This window comes from Nocardioides bruguierae, assembly GCF_023554635.1.
In the GTDB taxonomy this organism is placed as follows: domain Bacteria; phylum Actinomycetota; class Actinomycetes; order Propionibacteriales; family Nocardioidaceae; genus Nocardioides; species Nocardioides bruguierae.
Window position 1 is genome coordinate 1 of the sequence record NZ_JAMJPH010000011.1, and the last position, 17,678, is coordinate 17,678.

The window sequence follows — 17,678 nt, forward strand, 5'->3', positions numbered from 1 at the left end:
ACACAATGCCCCCCCCCGGCCGGGGGGGGGGCCCCCGGCGCCCCCCCCGGCCCCCCCCCCCCGCCCCCCCCCCCGCGGCACGACAGCAGCACCTGCACCACCCGCACCACCCCAGCCCGGCAGCAGCACAGCGAGGAGCCCCGCATGAACCGGACCGGCGAGCGCGTCGTCATCGTCGGAGGCGGCCCCGGCGGCTACGAGGCCGCGCACGTGGCCGCGCAGCTCGGCGCCGAGGTCACCGTCGTGGACCGCGACGGCCTGGGCGGCTCCGCCGTCCTCACCGACTGCGTCCCCTCCAAGACCCTCATCGCGACCGCCGGCCTGATGACCGACGTCCGGGCCGCCCGTGAGCTCGGCATCACCTTCACCGGCGGCGACGGCACCCTCGCGGTCGACCTCGGCCGGGTCAACCGCCGGGTGCTCGACCTCGCCGCGGAGCAGTCCCGCGACATCGAGGCCCGCCTGCGCCGCGACGGCGTGCAGATCGTCGCCGGCACCGGTCGCCTCGACGGCCCCGGCCGCGTCGTGGCCACCGCCGCCGACGGCACCGAGACCGTGCACGAGGCCGACGCCGTCCTGGTCTCCACCGGCGCGCACCCGCGCACGCTGCCCAGCGCCCAGCCCGACGGGGAGCGCATCCTCACCTGGGAGCAGGTCTACGACCTCACCGAGCTGCCCGAGAAGCTCATCGTCGTCGGCTCCGGCGTCACCGGCGCCGAGTTCGCCAGCGCCTACCTGGCCCTCGGCGTGCCCGTCACCCTGGTCTCCTCGCGCGACCGGGTGCTGCCCGGTGAGGACGCGGACGCCTCCCGCGTCCTGGAGGAGGTCTCCCAGCGTCACGGCATGGAGGTCATGAGCAGGTCGCGCATGGCCTCGGTGACCCGGGACGGCGACGTGGTGACCGTCGAGCTCACCGACGGCCGCACCGTGCAGGGCTCGCACTGCATCCTGGCGCTCGGCTCGATCCCCAACACCGCCGGGCTCGGCCTCGAGGAGGCCGGCGTGAGCCTCGACGACGGCGGCTTCGTGCAGGTCGACCGGGTCTCGCGCACCACCGCCCGCGGCGTCTACGCCGCCGGCGACTGCACCGGGGTGTTCATGCTGGCCTCGGTGGCGGCGATGCAGGGCCGCATCGCCATGTGGCACTTCCTCGGCGACGCCGTGCAGCCGCTGGACCTGAAGACGGTCTCCTCCAACGTCTTCACCGCCCCCGAGATCGCCACGGTCGGCTGGTCCCAGCAGGCGGTGGACGCCGGCGAGATCCAGGCCGAGACCGTGATGCTGCCGCTCTCGGGCAACCCGCGGGCCAAGATGCAGGGCGTGCACGACGGCTTCGTGAAGCTGTTCTGCCGCCCCGGCACCGGCATCGTGGTCGGCGGTGTCGTGGTCGGCCCGCGCGCCTCGGAGCTCATCCACCCCGTCTCCCTGGCGGTGGCGGAGTCCATGACCGCCGACCAGCTCGCGCAGGCGTTCACCGTCTACCCGTCGATGTCCGGCTCGGTGGCCGAGGCCGCCCGCCGCCTGCACCGGGTCTGAGCCCGGGTCTGAGCCCGGGCCCGAGAGAGGGCCCGAGAGCGGGCCCGGGGCAGGTCCCGGGAGCGTCCCGCCGGGCTCAGCGCGAGCGCGTGCTGTTCGGCAGCTGCTGGATCGTCTGGTCCATGACCGCGTGGGTGCGGGTGTCGACGTCGACGGCGTCCAGCGCGCTCGCCCAGCCGCTGCTCGTGCCCGCGGCGGAGGAGCCGGTCGCCACCTGGAACCACGGGACGTAGCCGGCGCCACCGACGTGCACGAGGCGGACGTCGGGCGCCAGGTCCTCGTCGAGGCGGTGGGCGTCGGCCAGGCACACGTCCACCTCGCGCGGCGTGCCGCCCTCGGGCGCCCAGCTCACCGAGCGGCTCGCCGGGCCGTGGCGGGGGTCGAAGAAGCAGGAGCCGCGACGCGCCGGCAGCGGTTCACCGGCGGCGGCCGCCACGGCCGCGGCGTGCGCCCAGCGGGCGTCGTCGAGCAGGGCCGGCACGGAGTCGAGCAGCACCACGTGCTCAGGCACGTGCGGGTCGACCGCCCCGTCGAGGGCGGCGACGGCGCGGTCGTAGCCCTCCAGCGCCCGGCGGGTCAGGTCGCCCCGCGCGCGGAGGTCGTCCTCGTGCTCGCCCTCGGCCCGCTCCAGCGGCGGCAGCGCGCCCAGCAGGGACGCGAGCGCCGTGACGTCCTCGGTCAGCAGCCGCCGGGTGAGACGGAAGGCTCCGGCGCGGCGCAGGGCCTCCTGCTCGCGGGCGCGACGGCGGGAGGGGAGCAGGCGGTCCAGCAGCGTCATGCGGTCTCCGGGGTCCGGATGACCCCACTGTGTCACACCGGTCAGGACCGCCCGGACGGCTCCTCGAGCGAGGAGGGCGCGGCGGGCGGCTCGGTGTCGAGCTGCTCGACCACCGGGGGAGCACAGCCGTCGGCCGTCGTCCGCGGGAGCTGGTACCACGGGACCCAGCCCTCGCCGGTGTGCACCAGCCGCAGGTCGGGCTCGGTGCCCTGGGAGATGCGCGTGGCGTCGGCGGCGCAGGTGCTCACCTCGTGGCAGGCGCCGCCGGGCGGGGCCCAGCGCACCGTGGTGGAGGCGGGCCCGTGCTGGGCGTTGAAGAAGCAGGGGGCGTGGTCCTCGGGGCGCCGGCGGCCGGCGGCCTCGGCCCGCGCGGCGGCCAGCGCCCAGCGCGCCTCGTCCAGGAGGTGGCCGGCGCGCTCGAGGGCCTCGCGGTGCTCGGGGTCGTGGTGGTCGGTGGCGCCGTGCACCAGGGCGGCGGCCAGGGCGTGGTCGCTCACCGCCTGGCCGTGCAGGTCCCGGCAGGCGCCGCGCATCCGCTCGGGCGCGTCCTGCAGCTGACGCTCGAGGACGCAGAGGTCCTCGTGGTACGCGCGTCGGGTCACACGGAACGCCTCTGCCACGCGCGCACCCTTGCGCGCGCGGCCCCAGCCCCGGGGGAGGAGCTTGCTCACTGCGGACATGTCTCCAGCCTCTCCCACGGGCCCCGTCGAAACCAGTTGGCGCGTCGTCCACAAGACGTGAGGACGCGTGAAGATCCGGTGACGACCCGTGCAGCTATCCGATCGGCGGACGTCGGCGTCCGATGAGCGATCAGTGCACGTTCCGGGGGACACCCGGAGAGCGTCGGAGCGGGATGCCCGGCGCCTCGGGAGGGCGCGTGAGAGCCGTGGCCAGGGTGAAGGATGTGACGTCCGGGGTGCAGGGGTTGGCCGGAGCAGGCATCCTCGTGTCTCATCGACCTGTCGGGCTCGCCCCCACGAGCACCCGCCGATCTGTGGAGAACCATGTCTCGGAAGTCCCCCCGCCCCGTCCGCACCAGGCTCAACTCACGCCCGGGCTCACGACCGGCCCCGCGACCCGGTGCCCCGCGGCTGCGCGCCGCCGCTGCCGGCCTCGCCGCCTGCCTGGTCGTCGGCCTCGCCCCCGGCTCGCTCCCGGCGGCGTCGGCCGCCGACCCCGGCTCCGGCACGAGCGCCGAAGGCGTCCCGGCCGGCGTCGCCGCCGGCCGCGGTGACGGCCGCGCCACCGTGAAGCTGCGCCTCCAGGGGCGCGGCTACGGGCACGGGCGTGGCCTGTCCCAGTGGGGCGCCCAGGGCGCCGCCGTGCAGGGCGAGTCGTGGCGCTCGATCGTCCGCTTCTACTACCCGCGCACCAAGCTGGGCAGCATCGGCGGCAAGGTCTCGGTGTGGATCAGCGGCGACTCCGACCGCAACACCGTCGTCCGCACCGTCCGCGGCCTCACCGCCCGCTCGCTGAGCAGCGGCCGCACCATCGCGCTCACCGGCAAGCGGCCGAACGCCGTCGCCTGGCGCCTGCGCTGGGCCAAGGGTGGCAGCACCGAGGTGGCCTACCGCCTGCGCGGCGGGCAGTGGACCCGGCTCCGGCTGCTCCCCGGCGAGGTCGAGCTGAGCGCCAGGAAGCCGATCCCGCTGGTCACGCCCGGCGGCACGACCCGGTACCGGGGCACCCTGCGCAGCACCGCGGAGAACGAGGGCGGACGCCGACGCGTCACCGTGAACGTCCTCCCGCTGGAGAAGTACCTGCGCGGCGTCGTGCCGTCCGAGGTCTACACCTCGTGGGACGCGGACGCGATCCGCGCCCAGGCCGTCGCCGCCCGCACCTACGCCGCCTTCGAGCGTTCCGAGCCCCTCTCGCGGGCCTACCAGATCTGCGACACCACGCAGTGCCAGGTCTACGGCGGCGCCGACGCCGAGCACCCGGCCACCGACGCCGCCATCAAGGCCACCGGCAAGGTCGCCGTCGTCCGCGGTGGCGAGCCCATCTTCGCCCAGTTCAGCGCGAGCAACGGGGGCTGGACCCAGGGCAGCAGCCTGCCCTACCAGGTGGACCAGCGGGACCCGTGGGACCGCTGGTCCGGGAACCCCTACAACTCCTGGGAGGTCAGCTTCACCGGCCCCGAGCTGCGCTCGGCGTTCCCGGTGATCGGCGCGATCAAGCGGGTCAAGATCCTCGCGCGTGACGGCAACGGCGCCTGGGGCGGACGCGTCACGTCCGTCCGGGTCGTCGGCGGCACCGGCTCGCGCACCATGACCGGTGACGACTTCCGCTACCTCCTCGGCATGCGCTCCACCTGGTTCCGGAAGATCTGAGGCACCCGTGGCGTCGCGTGCTGCTCGACCCGTCGGGCGGGGCCTCTGGCCGACCGCGCTGCTGGCGCTCCTGCTGGGTCTGGCGGTGCTCCCGGCCGCCCCCGCCGGCGCCGCCACCGGTCGCGGCTCGTGGGACGTGAGCGGAACGACGACGCTGCGCCTGGTCGGCCACGGCTTCGGGCACGGCCACGGGCTCTCGCAGTACGGCGCCGAGGGGGCGGCCCGCGCCGGCCTCACCGCCGCCGAGATCATCGCCTTCTACTACCCGGGCACCGACGTCGGGAGGGCTCGCGGGCGCCTCCGCGTCCTGCTCACGGCCGACGCCGACGACCGGCTGGTGGTGCTGCCCACGCCGCGGCTCGCGGCCCGCGACCTGACCACCGGTGAGCGCACCCCGTTGCTGGCCCTGGGCGCCGGGCTGGGTAGCGAGGGGCAGGACGCCGACCGGTACCGCCTGCGACCGCTGCGCAACGGCGGCACCGAGGTCGCGGCGCACGTGCACCGCGAGGGGTGGACCCGCCTGCTCACCACCACCGGGGACGCCCAGGTCGGTGCCGGGCGCCTGCCCGTCACGCTGGTCGCCGGCGGCGTCGAGCGTGCCTACCGCGGCGTCCTGCGCTCGGCCACCGTGACCCCGGGGGAGCGCACCCGGGACACCGTCAACGTCGTCACCCTCGAGGACTACCTGCGCGGCGTGGTGCCGCGCGAGGTCCCGGCCTCGTGGACCCCGGCGGCGGTGCAGGCCCAGGCGATCGCCGCGCGCACCTACGCCGCCTACGAGCGGGACCATCCCCGCGCGAGCCACTACGACCTGTGCGACACCACGTCCTGCCAGGTCTACGGGGGAGTCACCGACGAGCACCCCGCCTCCGACGCGGCGGTCGAGGCGACCGCCGGCACCGTCGTCGAGGCCGACGGTGCCCCGGCCTTCACCCAGTTCTCCGCCAGCTCCGGCGGGTGGACGTCGGCCGGGTCGGCGCCCTACCTCGTGGCCCAGGAGGACCCCTGGGACGACTGGTCGGGCAACACCGTGCACGACTGGTCGACCGACGTCACCGTCGCGCGCCTGGAGGCACTGTGGCCGGTGGTCGGCGACCTCCAGCAGGTGCGGGTCCTCGACCGGGACGGCAACGGCCAGTGGAAGGGCCGGGTCCGCAGTCTCCGGCTCGTGGGCGACGCCGGCGCGGTGACGATGAGCGGAGACGCGTTCCGCAGCGCCCTGGGCCTGCGGTCGACCTGGTTCACCTTCCGGCTCCGCGGCTGAGGAGGAACGGCACCTGCCCCGTGCGGGGCGTGGTGCCAGGCTGGGGGCATGGCCGACGACCTCTTCGAGCTCGAGCAGACCCAGCGGATGACCCGGGAGGAGGCGGCCGCGCGGCTGCGCGAGCTGGCCGACTCGCTGGAGCGGCACAACTCGGTGCGCGTGACCCGAGCCGGGGTCACCGTCACCGTGGCCGTGCCCGACGTCGTCGACGTCTGCTTCGAGGTCGAGGCCGGGGACGGCGGGGAGATCGAGGTCGAGATCTCCTGGTAGCCCCGGCGACCCGGCCCGGCCCTGTCAGGTCGACGGCCGCCCCGCGCGCAGCACGGCGCGGACCACGAGCCCGGCCACGAGCGCCCAGAAGCCGGCCCCGATGCCGCCGACCACGACGCCGGAGGCCGCCACCACCAGGCACACCGCGGCCGGCAGGTGGTCCTCGTGCGCCGCCAGCGCCCCGGTGAGGGACGAGGCCAGCGTGCCGAGGAGCGCCAGCCCGGCCGCGGCCTGCACCACGCCGTCCGGCGCGGCGGCCACGAGCGTGGTCAGCGCCGAGCAGCCGACGGCCAGCACGGCGTAGGTGACGCCGGCCGCCACGGGGGCCACCCAGCGGCGCTCCCGGTCCTCCCCGGCCTCGGGGCCCGCCGACATGGCGGCGGTGATGGCGGCCAGGTTCACCGCGTGCCCGCCGAACGGGGCGGCCAGGACGGTGCCGAGGCCGGTGACGCCGAGCGACTCCCGCCACGGGACGCGGTAGCCGAGCCCGTTCATCACGGCCACGCCCGGCACGTTCTGGCTGGCCATCGTCACCACGTACAGCGGCAGGGCGACGCCGACGAGCGCCGGGACGGACCAGGCGGGCAGGGTGAGCGCGAGGGTGGGGGCCAGGTCCGCCGCGTGGACGCCCTCGCCCGCGACCACCACCACGGCGAACGCGACGGCCAGGGCGGCGGGCACCGCCCACCGGGGCGTGAGGCGGACCAGGACCAGCCAGGTGAGCACCACCGGGCCGACCAGCAGCGGTGAGGTCACCAGCGCCGTGGCGGGCTCGATGCACAGCGGGAGCAGCACCCCGGCCAGCATCGCCCGGGCCAGGCTGGGCGGGATGCGGGCGACCAGGTCGCCCAGGGCCGGCACCAGGGCGGTCAGCAGCACGAGGAGCCCGGTGACGACGAAGGCGCCGACCGCGGCCGGCCAGCCCCCGGCGATCGCGCCGGTGGACGCCAGCAGCGCCGCGCCGGGGGTGGACCACGCCAGGGAGACGGGGACGCGGTGCCGCCCGGAGAGCCAGAACATGCCGAGCGCCTGGGCGACGCAGAGCGCGGCCACGCCGCTCGAGGCCTGCGCCGGGGTGGCGCCCACCGCGGTGAGGCCGGCGAGCACCACGACGAAGGAGCTGGAGAAGCCGACGACCGCCGCGACCACGCCGGCGGTCACCGGGGCGGTGAGCCCGGAGCCGGGCCGACCCGCCTGCGGCGGTGCGGTGGTGTTGCTCGCCATGGCTGCGCTCCTGGAGGATAGGGTGGTTCCGTCGACGGAACGTTCCGTATGCGGAACAGGCTAGGGGAGGAGGCGCGCGTGGGTCCAGGTGAGTCCACCGGCGCCCGGGTCCGGGCGCTGCGCACCGAGCGAGGGCTCTCCCTCTCCGCGCTGGCGGCGGCGGCCGGCGTGGGCAAGGCGACGCTCTCCCAGCTGGAGTCCGGGCAGCGCAACCCGACCCTCGACACCCTCTATGCCCTGGCCGGGCCCCTCGGCGTGCCGCTGGTGGCCCTGGTGGACGCCGGCACCGACGAGGTCTCCGACGACGCCCTGCACACCCGGCGGCTGCACGTGCAGACCGACGCCGACCGGGTCACCGAGGTGTACCTGATCCGGTTGCGGCCCGGCGGCGAGCGGACGTCCCCGGCGCACGCGGCGGGGGCCGTCGAGCAGCTGACGGTGCTCAGCGGCACCGGCCGGCTCACCAGCGCCGCCGGCGTCCAGGACCTCGGGCCGGGGGTGCACGTCGCCTTCGCGGGCGACGCCCCGCACGCCTACGCGTGCACCTCCGCGGAGCCCCTGGTGGCCGTCGACGTGATCGTCACGCCCCGCACCCCCTGACCCCCCGGGCGGGACCGGTGGTCGAGGTGCGAGGCCGCCCGCGGCCGAGCCTCGAGACCGCCGATCAGGCCAGGACGAGCACCAGGTCGCCGCCGTCGACCGCCTGCGTGCCGGGCAGGGCGACGCGCTGGACGGTGCCCGCGACGGGGGCGGTGATGGCCGCCTCCATCTTCATCGCCTCGATGGTCGCCACGGTGGCGCCGGCCTCGACGGCCTGGCCCTCCTCGACGACCACGGTGACGACGCCCTGGAACGGCGCCGCGACGTGGCCCGGGCGGGACGTGTCGGCCTTCTCCGCCGTCGCGACCTTCGCCGAGACCGACGCGTCGCGCACCTCGATCGGGCGCAGGTGGCCGTTGATCGAGGTCATGACGGTGCGGTAGCCGCGCTCGTCGGGCTCGCTGATCGACTGCAGGCCGAGCAGCAGCATCTTGCCCTCGCCGAGGCTGACGGTGTGCTCGACGCCCTTGCGCAGGCCGTAGAGGTAGTCCAGGGACGAGAGCCGCGAGACGTCCCCGTAGGTCTCCCGCGTCTCGGTGAAGATCTTCGTCGGCCCCGGGAAGAGCAGGGTGTTGAGCGTGGACCGCCGGTCGTTGACGAGGCCGACCTCCTGCTCCGGGGTGAGCTCCTCGTTCGGCGGGGTGTAGGCCCGGCCCGCCAGCGCCTTGGAGCGGAAGGGCTCGGGCCAGCCGCCGGGCGGGTCACCGAGGTCGCCGTGGAGGAAGCCGATGACCGAGTCGGGGATGTCGAACTTCGCCGGGTCCTCGGCGAAGGCCGCCGGGTCGGCGCCGGCCCCCACGAGGGCCAGGGCCAGGTCGCCGACCACCTTGGAGGAGGGAGTGACCTTCACCAGGTGGCCGAGGATGGCGTCGGCCGCGGCGTACATGTCCTCGACCTGCTCGAACTTCTCGCCGAGACCGAGGGCCACCGCCTGCGTGCGCAGGTTGGAGAGCTGGCCGCCGGGGATCTCGTGGGTGTACACGCGGCCGGTCGGGGCGTTGAGGCCCGACTCGAACGGGGCGTAGACGCGGCGCGTCGCCTCCCAGTACGGCTCGAGCGCGTTGACGGCCGTCAGCGACAGGCCGGTCTCGCGCGGGGAGTGGTCGGTCGCCGAGACCAGCGCCGAGAGCGGCGGCTGGCTGGTGGTGCCGGCCATCGAGGCGCAGGCGGCATCCACGGCGTCCACACCGGCGTCGATCGCTGCGGTCAGCGTGGCGAGCTGGCCGCCGGCGGTGTCGTGGGTGTGCAGGTGGACCGGCAGGTCGAAGTTCTCCCGCAGGGCGGTGACCAGGCGGCGGGCGGCCGGGGCCCGCAGCAGGCCGGCCATGTCCTTGATCGCCAGGACGTGGGCGCCGGCGTCGACGATCCGCTCCGCCAGGCGCAGGTAGTAGTCGAGGGTGTAGAGCTGCTCGTGCGGGTCGTTGAGGTCGCCGGCGTAGCAGAGCGCGACCTCGGCCACCGTGGTGTTGGTGGCGCGCACGGCCTCGATCGCGGGGCGCATCTGGTCGACGTCGTTGAGGGCGTCGAAGACGCGGAAGACGTCGACGCCGGTGGCCGCCGCCTCCTCGACGAAGGCGTCGGTCACCTTGGTCGGGTAGGGGGTGTAGCCGACCGTGTTGCGGCCGCGCAGCAGCATCTGCAGGGCGATGTTCGGCACCGCCTCGCGCAGCGTGGCCAGCCGCTCCCACGGGTCCTCGCCGAGGAAGCGCAGCGCCACGTCGTAGGTGGCGCCGCCCCAGCACTCCAGCGACCACAGCTCGGGCGTCGTCCGCGCGACGTAGGGGGCGACGGCGGTCAGGTCGCGGGTGCGGACGCGGGTGGCCAGCAGCGACTGGTGGGCGTCGCGGAAGGTGGTGTCGGTGACGGCCACCCGCTCCTGGGCGCGCAGGGCGGCGGCGAACTGCTCCGGGCCCAGGTCCAGCAGCTGCTGACGGGTGCCGGCGGGGGCGGGGGCCGCGAGGTCGACGGCCGGCAGCTTGGTGCGGGGGTCGAGCGAGACACGGGCCGGTCCGTGCGGCTGGTTGACGGTGACGTCGGCCAGGTAGGTGGCCAGCTTCGTCGCGCGGTCGCCGGAGCCGCGAGCCGTGAGCAGGCCGGGGTGGGTCTCGATGAAGGCGGTGGTGACGTGCCCGGAGGAGAAGTCCGGGTCGGCCAGGAGGGCCTGGAGGAAGGGGATGTTCGTGGCGACGCCGCGGATGCGGAACTCGTCCACGGCGCGGCGGGCCTTCTCCACGGCCTTCTCGAAGGTGCGGCCGCGGCAGGTCAGCTTGGCCAGCATCGAGTCGAAGTGCGCCGAGACCTCCGCGCCGGTGTAGACGGTGCCGCCGTCCAGGCGGATGCCGCCGCCCCCCGGCGAGCGGTAGGTGGTGATCCGGCCGGTGTCGGGGCGGAAGTTGTTGGCCGGGTCCTCGGTGGTGATGCGGCACTGGAGCGCGGCCCCGCGCAGCTGCACGGAGTCCTGGGAGAGCCCCAGGTCGGCGAGCGTCTCGCCCGCCGCGATGCGCATCTGGGACTGCACGAGGTCGACGTCGGTGACCTCCTCGGTGACCGTGTGCTCCACCTGGATGCGGGGGTTCATCTCGATGAAGACGTAGTTGCCCTGGGGGTCGAGGAGGAACTCCACCGTGCCCGCGCAGGCGTAGCCGATCTCGCGGGCGAAGCGCACCGCGTCCGCGCAGATCCGCTCGCGCAGCTCGGGGTCGAGGTTCGGCGCCGGGGCGATCTCGACGACCTTCTGGTGGCGGCGCTGCACCGAGCAGTCGCGCTCGAAGAGGTGGATGACGTCGCCCTGGCCGTCGGCCAGGATCTGCACCTCGATGTGGCGGGGGTCCACGACGGCCTGCTCGATGAAGACCGTGGGGTCGCCGAACGCGCCGTCGGCCTCGCGCATGCAGGTCTCGACCGCCTCGCGCAGCTGCGCGGGGGCGTCCACCCGGCGCATGCCGCGGCCGCCGCCACCGGCGACGGCCTTCACGAACAGCGGGTAGGGGATCTCGGAGGCCTCCACCTCGGCCAGCAGGGCGTCCACGTCGGTGGACGGCTCGACCGAGCGCAGGGTCGGCACGCCCGCGGCCTTGGCCGCCGCGATCGCCCGCGCCTTGTTGCCGGTCAGCTCCAGCACGCGGGACGAGGGGCCGATGAAGGTGATGCCCGCACCGGCGCACGCCTCGGCGAGCGCAGGGTTCTCGGAGAGGAAGCCGTAGCCCGGGTAGATGGCGTCCGCGCCGGCGCGCACCGCGACCTCGACGATGCCCTCGGGGTCCAGGTAGGCCTTGACCGGGTGGCCCAGCTCGCCGATCTCGTAGGCCTCGTCCGCCTTGAGCCGGTGCTCGGACCAGCGGTCCTCGTGGGGGAACACCGCGACCGTCTCGGCCCCGAGCTCGTAGGCGGCCCGGAACGCCCGGATCGCGATCTCACCACGGTTGGCCACCAGCACCTTCGAGAACATGGGCACACGCTAGCGAGGACCGGCGACCCGGGAGGGTGCCGTCTCGCGACGAGCTCTCTGGTCGGCCTCAGGCTCGCTCGACGAACGGCGCCATCAGCCCCGGCTGCGCGGCCACGGCGAGGCCGACGGCGGCCGCCTCGTCCACGTCGAGCACCGTGACCCGCTCCGGCCCGCCGGCGGTGGTGGCGTCCAGGCTGACCAGCTGCTGCCGGCGTTGGAACCAGGTGTCGCGCAGGGTCAGGCCGATGACGTGCTCGCGGTCGAGGGCGTGCCGGCGCTGGACCAGCGAGCCCTGGCGGGCCACCAGGTGGGTGGGCGTCAGTGCGTGCCCCAGCGCGCGGGCGCGGCCCACCGCCACGGGCACGGCCAGGACGAGCAGCGCCAGCAGCGTCAGCGGCACCCCGACCCGCAGCGCCGTGAGGGCGGGGCCCTCCCACGCGTCCGGGAACGGGGCGAGCGCGGCGAGGAGCGCCGCGATGCCCGTGAGCACCGCCGGCGCGACCAGGGCGCGGGTCCAGCGGCGGCGGACGGCGGCCGGGCCGTGCGGCACCAGGGGCACCGTCAGCGGGTCGCGCGTGCCCAGCACCGCGGCGCCCGTGGCCTCGGAGACCCGGCGCGGGGCGGCCGGCACCAGCTCGAGGGTGCCCGCCTGGTCGCTGGCCAGTCCGGTGGTCATCGCCTGGAGCCGGGCCGCTCCCGCCAGGCGCAGGCCGACGGGCTGCTCCAGCACGAGGCCCGCCACCCGGTGCACGTCGACCGTCGTGGCGGTGGTCGTGAGCAGCCCCTTGCGCACCTGCCAGGTCTCGCCGTCCGGCCCGCGGCCGCGGGTGAGCGTGAGGCCCCAGCCGGCGACCAGGTAGCCGGCCATGGCCAGCAGCGGCGCCACCACCAGCGCGGCCACGCCCACGAGCGCCAGCACGGCGACGAGTCCCAGCCGGGTGACGTCGAGCGCGCTCAGGGACGCGTCCCACCCGGTGGCCTGGAGCACCGGGACGACGGCCTGGCTGCCGCCGCCGAGCACCACGCCCATGAGCGCCAGGCCGGCCGTCGACAGCGGGGCGTACAGGGCCCAGCGCGGGTCGAGGCGGAGCAGCACCTCCTCGGACGTCGGGGCCGGGGCTGCCGGCGCGGACACCGGGGTCGCCGCCGCGTCGGTGTCCTCGGGGGCGACGTCGCCCGGGCTCGCGCTGTCGTCTGGGCCGGCCGGCTCGTCGTCGGCGCGGGCTGCCGACTCCGGCGACCGGTCCGCCTGCAGCTGCGCCGCCCGCGCGAGCAGGCGTGCGCGCAGCTCCTCGGCCTCACCGGTGCGCAGGGCGTCGAGCGAGAGACCCGGTCCGTCGCTGCCGGTGCCGACGCGCACGGTCGAGAGCCCCAGCAGGCGGTGCACCAGGGTGGCGGAGAGGTCGATGGTGCGGACCCGGTCCAGCGGGGCGGTCACCACGGTCCGCTGGAGCAGGCCCCGGCGCAGCTCGACGCGCCCGGGGGTGATCCGGTACTCGGTGGCGAGGTAGCGCCACACGCCGGCGGCCACGAGCGCCGCGACGCCGAGCACCTCCCACGGGAAGCCGCCGAAGGGTCCGCTGAACGCGCGGCCGGCGATGAACAGCGCGGCGAGGGCGGGCAGCAGCGAGGCCAGCTGACGCAGGGGGTGGACCAGCAGCATCCGGGGGTCGAGGCGCTGCCAGCGCGGCTCCTCGCTCACGTGCCGTCGCCGCCGATGGCCTCCGCGGCACGGGTGAGGTCCTGGGCCAGCCGCTCGGCGGTGGCCCTGTCCAGCGCGGGGATGCGCAGCGCGCCGGCCGCGCTGGCGGTGGTGACCCGCACCTCGGCCAGCCCCAGCAGCCGGTCGACCAGTCCCTGCTCGAGGTCGACGGTCTGCACCCGGGAGAGCGGGGCGATCCGCCGCTCCCGGGTCCACCAGCCGGTCTGCGTGTAGACGGCCGTGTCGGTGACCTCCCAGCGGTGCACCCGGTAGCGCCACGGCGGGACGACGGCGGCGGCGACGACGTCCAGCGCGATGAGGGCCCACGGCAGCCAGTCGGGCACGAAGCGGTCGGGCAGGAGCCAGGCGGCCACGAGCACGACGGCGGCGCCCAGCACCGCGGCACCGGCCTCGCCCAGGTACCAGGCCAGCACCGCCCGCCGGTGCAGGCGGTGCGCGGGCTCGCGGAGCACGTAGCCGGTGCTCGGCCCGGGGCTCGGCTCGGTGCTCGGCTCGGTGCTCGGCTCGGGGCTCCGAGGCGGTGGCGTGGGCGCGGACGCCGGGTCGGTGCTCACGTCCGCGACCCTAGCGGCCGGGCGCGGCACGGGGCGCCAGGAACGCCGACGGCGCCGCGTCCCGGGTGGGGAGCACGGCGCCGTCGGGGTGCGCGGGGGAGCGTCAGTCCTTGAGCTCGCAGATGACCTGGCCCTGGGTGACGGTCTCGCCGACGGCCGCGGAGAGGCCGGTGACGGTGCCGGCCTTGTGCGCCTTGAGGGGCTGCTCCATCTTCATGGCCTCGATGACGACCACGGAGTCGCCCTCGGCCACGCTCGCGCCGTCCTCGACCAGCACCTTGACGACGGTGCCCTGCATCGGGCTGGTGACGGCGTCACCGGACGCGGCGGCGCCGGCCTTCTTGGCCGCCCGCTTGGGCTTCTTCGCACCGCCCGCGGCGGGCGCGGCACCGACGGCGCCGAGGCCACCGGGCAGGCTGACCTCGAGGCGCTTGCCGCCGACCTCGACGACCACGGTCTGGCGCTCGCCGGCGTCCTCGGCCTCGCCGAGGTCGCCGCCGTAGGGCTGGATCTGGTTGTCGAACTCGGTCTCGATCCAGGTCGTGTAGACGTCGAAGTGGCCGGTGTGGTCGTCACCGGTGCCGACGAACGCCGGGTCGGAGACGACGGCCTCGTGGAACGGGATGACGGTGGGCATGCCGTCGACGACGAACTCGGACAGGGCCCGGCGCGAGCGCTCCAGCGCGTGCTGCCGGTCGCGGCCGGTGACGATCAGCTTCGCGATGAGGGAGTCGAAGGAGCCCGGCACGGTCTGCCCGGCCTCGTAGCCGCCGTCGACGCGGATGCCGGGGCCCTGCGGCGGCGCCCAGGCGGTGAGGGTGCCGGGGGCGGGCATGAAGTTGCGGCCGCCGTCCTCGGCGTTGATGCGGAACTCGATCGAGTGGCCGTGGATCGCGGGGTCGTCGTAGCCCAGCTCCTCGCCGGCGGCGATGCGGAACATCTCGCGCACCAGGTCGAGGCCGGTGACCTCCTCCGAGACGCAGTGCTCGACCTGGAGGCGGGTGTTGACCTCGAGGAAGGAGATGGTGCCGTCCTTGGCGACCAGGAACTCGCAGGTGCCGGCGCCGACGTAGCCCGCCTCGCGCAGGATCGCCTTGGAGGAGGAGTAGAGCCGCTCCAGCTGGTCGGGGGTCAGGTAGGGGGCCGGGGCCTCCTCGACGAGCTTCTGGTTGCGGCGCTGGAGCGAGCAGTCGCGGGTGGAGACCACCACGACGTTGCCGTGGGTGTCGGCCAGGCACTGGGTCTCGACGTGCCGCGGCTGGTCGAGGAACTTCTCCACCAGGCACTCGCCGCGGCCGAACGCGGTGACGGCCTCGCGCACGGCGGACTCGTAGAGGTCCGGGATCTCCTCGATCGTGCGGGCGACCTTGAGGCCGCGGCCGCCGCCGCCGAAGACCGCCTTGATGGCGACCGGCAGGCCGTTGGCCTCGGCGAACGCCACGACCTCGGAGGCGTCCGCGACCGGGTCCTTGGTGCCGGGGGCCAGCGGGGCGCCGGCGCGCTCGGCGATGTGCTTGGCCTTGGCCTTGTCGCCCAGGGCGTCGATGGCCTCGGGGGAGGGGCCGATCCAGGTCAGGCCGGCGTCGATCACGGCCTGGGCGAAGTCGGCGTTCTCGGCGAGGAAGCCGTAGCCGGGGTGCACGGAGTCGGCGCCGGAGCGCTGCGCGACCTCGACGATCTTGGCGATGTCGAGGTAGGTCTCGGCGGGCGTGGCGCCGCCCAGCGAGTAGGCCTCGTCGGCCATGCGGACGAAGATCGCGTCGCGGTCGGGCTCGGCGTACACGGCGACGCTGCCGATGCCGGCGTCCTTGCAGGCCCGGACGACCCGGACGGCGATCTCGCCTCGGTTGGCGATGAGGACCTTCTCCAACGGCTTGGTGCTCGGCACGTGCGCTCCTGCTCGATTCCTGCTCTGGCCGGTGCCGACGAGACGTCGACGCCGCGTACTGGGGTGGTGCGGGCGTCACAGTACCGTCGGCCGTCCGCGACGGCGTGTGGCCCAGGTCCCGCGGCCACGGGTTGCGCTGCCCGCCACGTTCTGGGCGGTCCTGCGCGACGTCCGTCGGGCAGGACCGAGGCCGGTCGAGGTCGGTCAAGGGTTCGACCGTGGGCGCTGACCCCGGGAACCTGCTCAGGTGGGCCACGTCACGGCCGATGCGGCCCTGCGGAGGCCGCCCCACGAGTGGGAGGGCGGTCGAGAGGAGTCCGTCGTGACCACCATGCTCGAACGACCCGCCGCCAGGTCGCGGGTCGAGTCCGACCCGATGCGTGACCGGACGTCCGACCCGGCGTCCGACCCGACGTCCGACCTGGCCTCAGGCCCCGGTGGCCTCGATGGCCGGCGCCGCCGCACCCGCGTCGGCGACCTGCCCGTCGCGACGCGGGTCGTGGCGGTGGCCGTGATCGGCATCCTCGGCTCCACCTTCGTCGGCGCCCTCGGCCTCGTCGAGCTCTCCTCCACGTCGGGCGACGTGGAGCAGCTCTACGAGCGCAACGTGCGCACCGGCATCGTGACCGCCGACCTCGTCGGTGCCGTCGACGAGATCGGGCTCGCGCTGCGTGACGCCGCCCTCGTCGAGGACCCCGACGCCGTGCCGGAGGCACTGGCCGAGGCCAAGGCGCTGGCCGGGGAGGCCCGGGCCGGCGTGGAGGACCTGCGGGCCATCGGCCTCGAGGGCGAGGCGGCGACGCTGGTCGAGGAGGTCGCGGCCGAGCTCGAGGCCGGCATGGTCTACGCCGAGGACGTCCTCGCCCCGCTCGTGCTGGCGGGCGACGACCACGCGTGGGCCGAGGCGGCCGACGACCCCGACGCCCAGCACCTGCCCTCCGCCCGTGCGCTCCTGCACGAGCTGGTCGACGTGGAGGCCGCCGACGCGGCCGCGACGGTCCGGGCCGCGGAGGCCGACTTCGCCCGGGCCCGCACCCTCGTCGTCGTGGCGCTGGTCGTCGGCGCCCTGGCCTCGCTGGCCGTCGGGCTCGCGGTCGCCCGCCGCATCGGGCGGGACGCCGGCGCCGTCGCCCGGGTCGCGGAGGCACTGGCCGCCGGCGACCTCACCGCCACCTCGGGGCTGGACTCGCGCGACGAGCTGGGGCGCATGGCCGCCGGCCTGGACGAGGCCGCCGGCGTCGTCCGCGGGCTGATGGGCACCATCCACTCCTCCTCCGACGCCCTCGCGGCGGCCGCCGAGGAGCTCTCCGCCTCCGCCACCGAGATCGCTGCCGGGGCCGAGGAGACCGCGGTCCAGGCCCAGGTCGTCACCGACGCCGCCGAGGAGGTCTCCCGCAACGTCTCCACCGTGGCCGCCGGCTCGGAGGAGATGGGTGTGTCCATCCACGAGATCTCCGGCTCCGCCTCGGCCGCCGCCCGCGTGGCCGGCGAGGCCGTGGCCATGGTCGACGGCACCAGCGCCACGGTCGCCCGGCTGGGCTCCTCCAGCGAGGAGATCGGCGAGGTGGTGCGCGCGATCACCTCCATCGCCGAGCAGACCAACCTGCTGGCCCTCAACGCCACGATCGAGGCGGCTCGGGCCGGCGCCGCGGGCAAGGGCTTCGCGGTCGTGGCCAGCGAGGTCAAGGACCTGGCTCAGGAGACCGCGCGCGCCACCGAGGACATCGCGGCCCGGGTGGAGGCCATCCAGGGGGACGCGGCGGGCGCCGTCGAGGCCATCTCGCGGATCAACGGCGTGGTGCGCGAGATCAGCGACCACCAGACGTCCATCGCCTCCGCCGTGGAGGAGCAGACCGCCACCACGGGGGAGATGTCGCGCAACATCGCCGAGGCGTCCGTGGGCGCCGGGCAGATCGCCCAGAACGTCGCCGGCGTCTCCGAGGCCGCGGACTCGACCACGCAGGCGCTGGCGCAGACGCGGCTGGCCGTCGACGACGTCGCGCGCATGGCCACGGAGCTGCGGGTCGCCGTCGGCCGCTTCCGGGTCTGAGCCCCGCCCGCCC

At 75.5% G+C, this 17,678-nt stretch carries 13 protein-coding genes; 6 read left to right on the forward strand and 7 right to left on the reverse strand.

Annotated features, from left to right (window positions below; all coding sequences use genetic code 11):
- Positions 1-144 precede the first annotated feature (144 nt).
- Complete coding sequence (locus M8316_RS07470; protein ID WP_250053372.1) at positions 145-1,536, forward strand: NAD(P)H-quinone dehydrogenase; 1,392 nt, start codon at positions 145-147, stop codon at positions 1,534-1,536.
- Positions 1,537-1,612: 76 nt separating this feature from the next.
- Here M8316_RS07470 and M8316_RS07475 read toward each other — a convergent pair whose 3' ends face one another.
- Together M8316_RS07475 and M8316_RS07480 are read right to left on the reverse strand one after the other, a co-directional pair.
- Positions 1,613-2,314 carry a hypothetical protein gene (locus tag M8316_RS07475; RefSeq protein WP_250053374.1) on the reverse strand — a complete coding sequence of 234 codons (702 nt, stop codon included), beginning with the start codon at positions 2,312-2,314 and terminating at the stop codon, positions 1,613-1,615.
- Positions 2,315-2,355: 41 nt separating this feature from the next.
- On the reverse strand, positions 2,356-2,994 hold the full coding sequence (locus tag M8316_RS07480; protein ID WP_250053377.1) for a hypothetical protein: 639 nt from the start codon (positions 2,992-2,994) through the stop codon (positions 2,356-2,358).
- Between the two features lie 324 nt (positions 2,995-3,318).
- On the opposite strand from M8316_RS07480, the gene M8316_RS07485 reads away from it, so the two are divergent.
- From M8316_RS07485 to M8316_RS07495, 3 genes are read left to right on the forward strand one after another with little or no spacing between them, the layout of a single operon-like run.
- Positions 3,319-4,644, forward strand: coding sequence for a SpoIID/LytB domain-containing protein (locus M8316_RS07485; RefSeq protein WP_250053379.1), 1,326 nt, complete (start codon positions 3,319-3,321; stop codon positions 4,642-4,644).
- Between the two features lie 7 nt (positions 4,645-4,651).
- A complete protein-coding gene (locus tag M8316_RS07490; protein WP_250053380.1) occupies positions 4,652-5,908 on the forward strand; it encodes a SpoIID/LytB domain-containing protein in 1,257 nt (418 codons plus the stop codon).
- 48 nt (positions 5,909-5,956) lie between these two features.
- The gene (locus tag M8316_RS07495) at positions 5,957-6,178 is read left to right on the forward strand and encodes an amphi-Trp domain-containing protein (RefSeq protein WP_250053382.1); all 222 of its coding nucleotides are present in this window, start codon (positions 5,957-5,959) and stop codon (positions 6,176-6,178) included.
- Positions 6,179-6,202: 24 nt separating this feature from the next.
- On the opposite strand, the gene M8316_RS07500 is transcribed toward M8316_RS07495, so the two are convergent.
- Positions 6,203-7,402, reverse strand: a complete 1,200-nt coding sequence (locus M8316_RS07500; protein ID WP_250053384.1) for a benzoate/H(+) symporter BenE family transporter — start codon at positions 7,400-7,402, stop codon at positions 6,203-6,205.
- A 78-nt stretch (positions 7,403-7,480) separates the two neighbouring features.
- On the opposite strand from M8316_RS07500, the gene M8316_RS07505 reads away from it, so the two are divergent.
- Positions 7,481-8,002, forward strand: a complete 522-nt coding sequence (locus M8316_RS07505) for a helix-turn-helix domain-containing protein (RefSeq protein WP_250053386.1) — start codon at positions 7,481-7,483, stop codon at positions 8,000-8,002.
- A gap of 64 nt (positions 8,003-8,066) precedes the next feature.
- Here M8316_RS07505 and M8316_RS07510 read toward each other — a convergent pair whose 3' ends face one another.
- From M8316_RS07510 to M8316_RS07525, 4 genes are all read right to left on the reverse strand, one after another.
- On the reverse strand, positions 8,067-11,450 hold the full coding sequence (locus tag M8316_RS07510) for a pyruvate carboxylase (RefSeq protein ID WP_250053388.1): 3,384 nt from the start codon (positions 11,448-11,450) through the stop codon (positions 8,067-8,069).
- 67 nt (positions 11,451-11,517) lie between these two features.
- The gene (locus tag M8316_RS07515; protein WP_250053391.1) at positions 11,518-13,152 is read right to left on the reverse strand and encodes a PH domain-containing protein; all 1,635 of its coding nucleotides are present in this window, start codon (positions 13,150-13,152) and stop codon (positions 11,518-11,520) included.
- A complete protein-coding gene (locus M8316_RS21030; RefSeq protein WP_250053393.1) occupies positions 13,149-13,727 on the reverse strand; it encodes a PH domain-containing protein in 579 nt (192 codons plus the stop codon). Before M8316_RS21030 ends, M8316_RS07515 begins: the two co-directional genes overlap by 4 nt.
- 103 nt (positions 13,728-13,830) lie before the next feature.
- Positions 13,831-15,615, reverse strand: coding sequence for an acetyl/propionyl/methylcrotonyl-CoA carboxylase subunit alpha (locus tag M8316_RS07525; protein WP_250053395.1), 1,785 nt, complete (start codon positions 15,613-15,615; stop codon positions 13,831-13,833).
- 331 nt (positions 15,616-15,946) lie between these two features.
- Here M8316_RS07525 and M8316_RS07530 point away from each other — a divergent pair, with 331 nt between their 5' ends.
- Positions 15,947-17,665 carry a methyl-accepting chemotaxis protein gene (locus M8316_RS07530; RefSeq protein WP_250053433.1) on the forward strand — a complete coding sequence of 573 codons (1,719 nt, stop codon included), beginning with the start codon at positions 15,947-15,949 and terminating at the stop codon, positions 17,663-17,665.
- Positions 17,666-17,678: the final 13 nt, after the last annotated feature.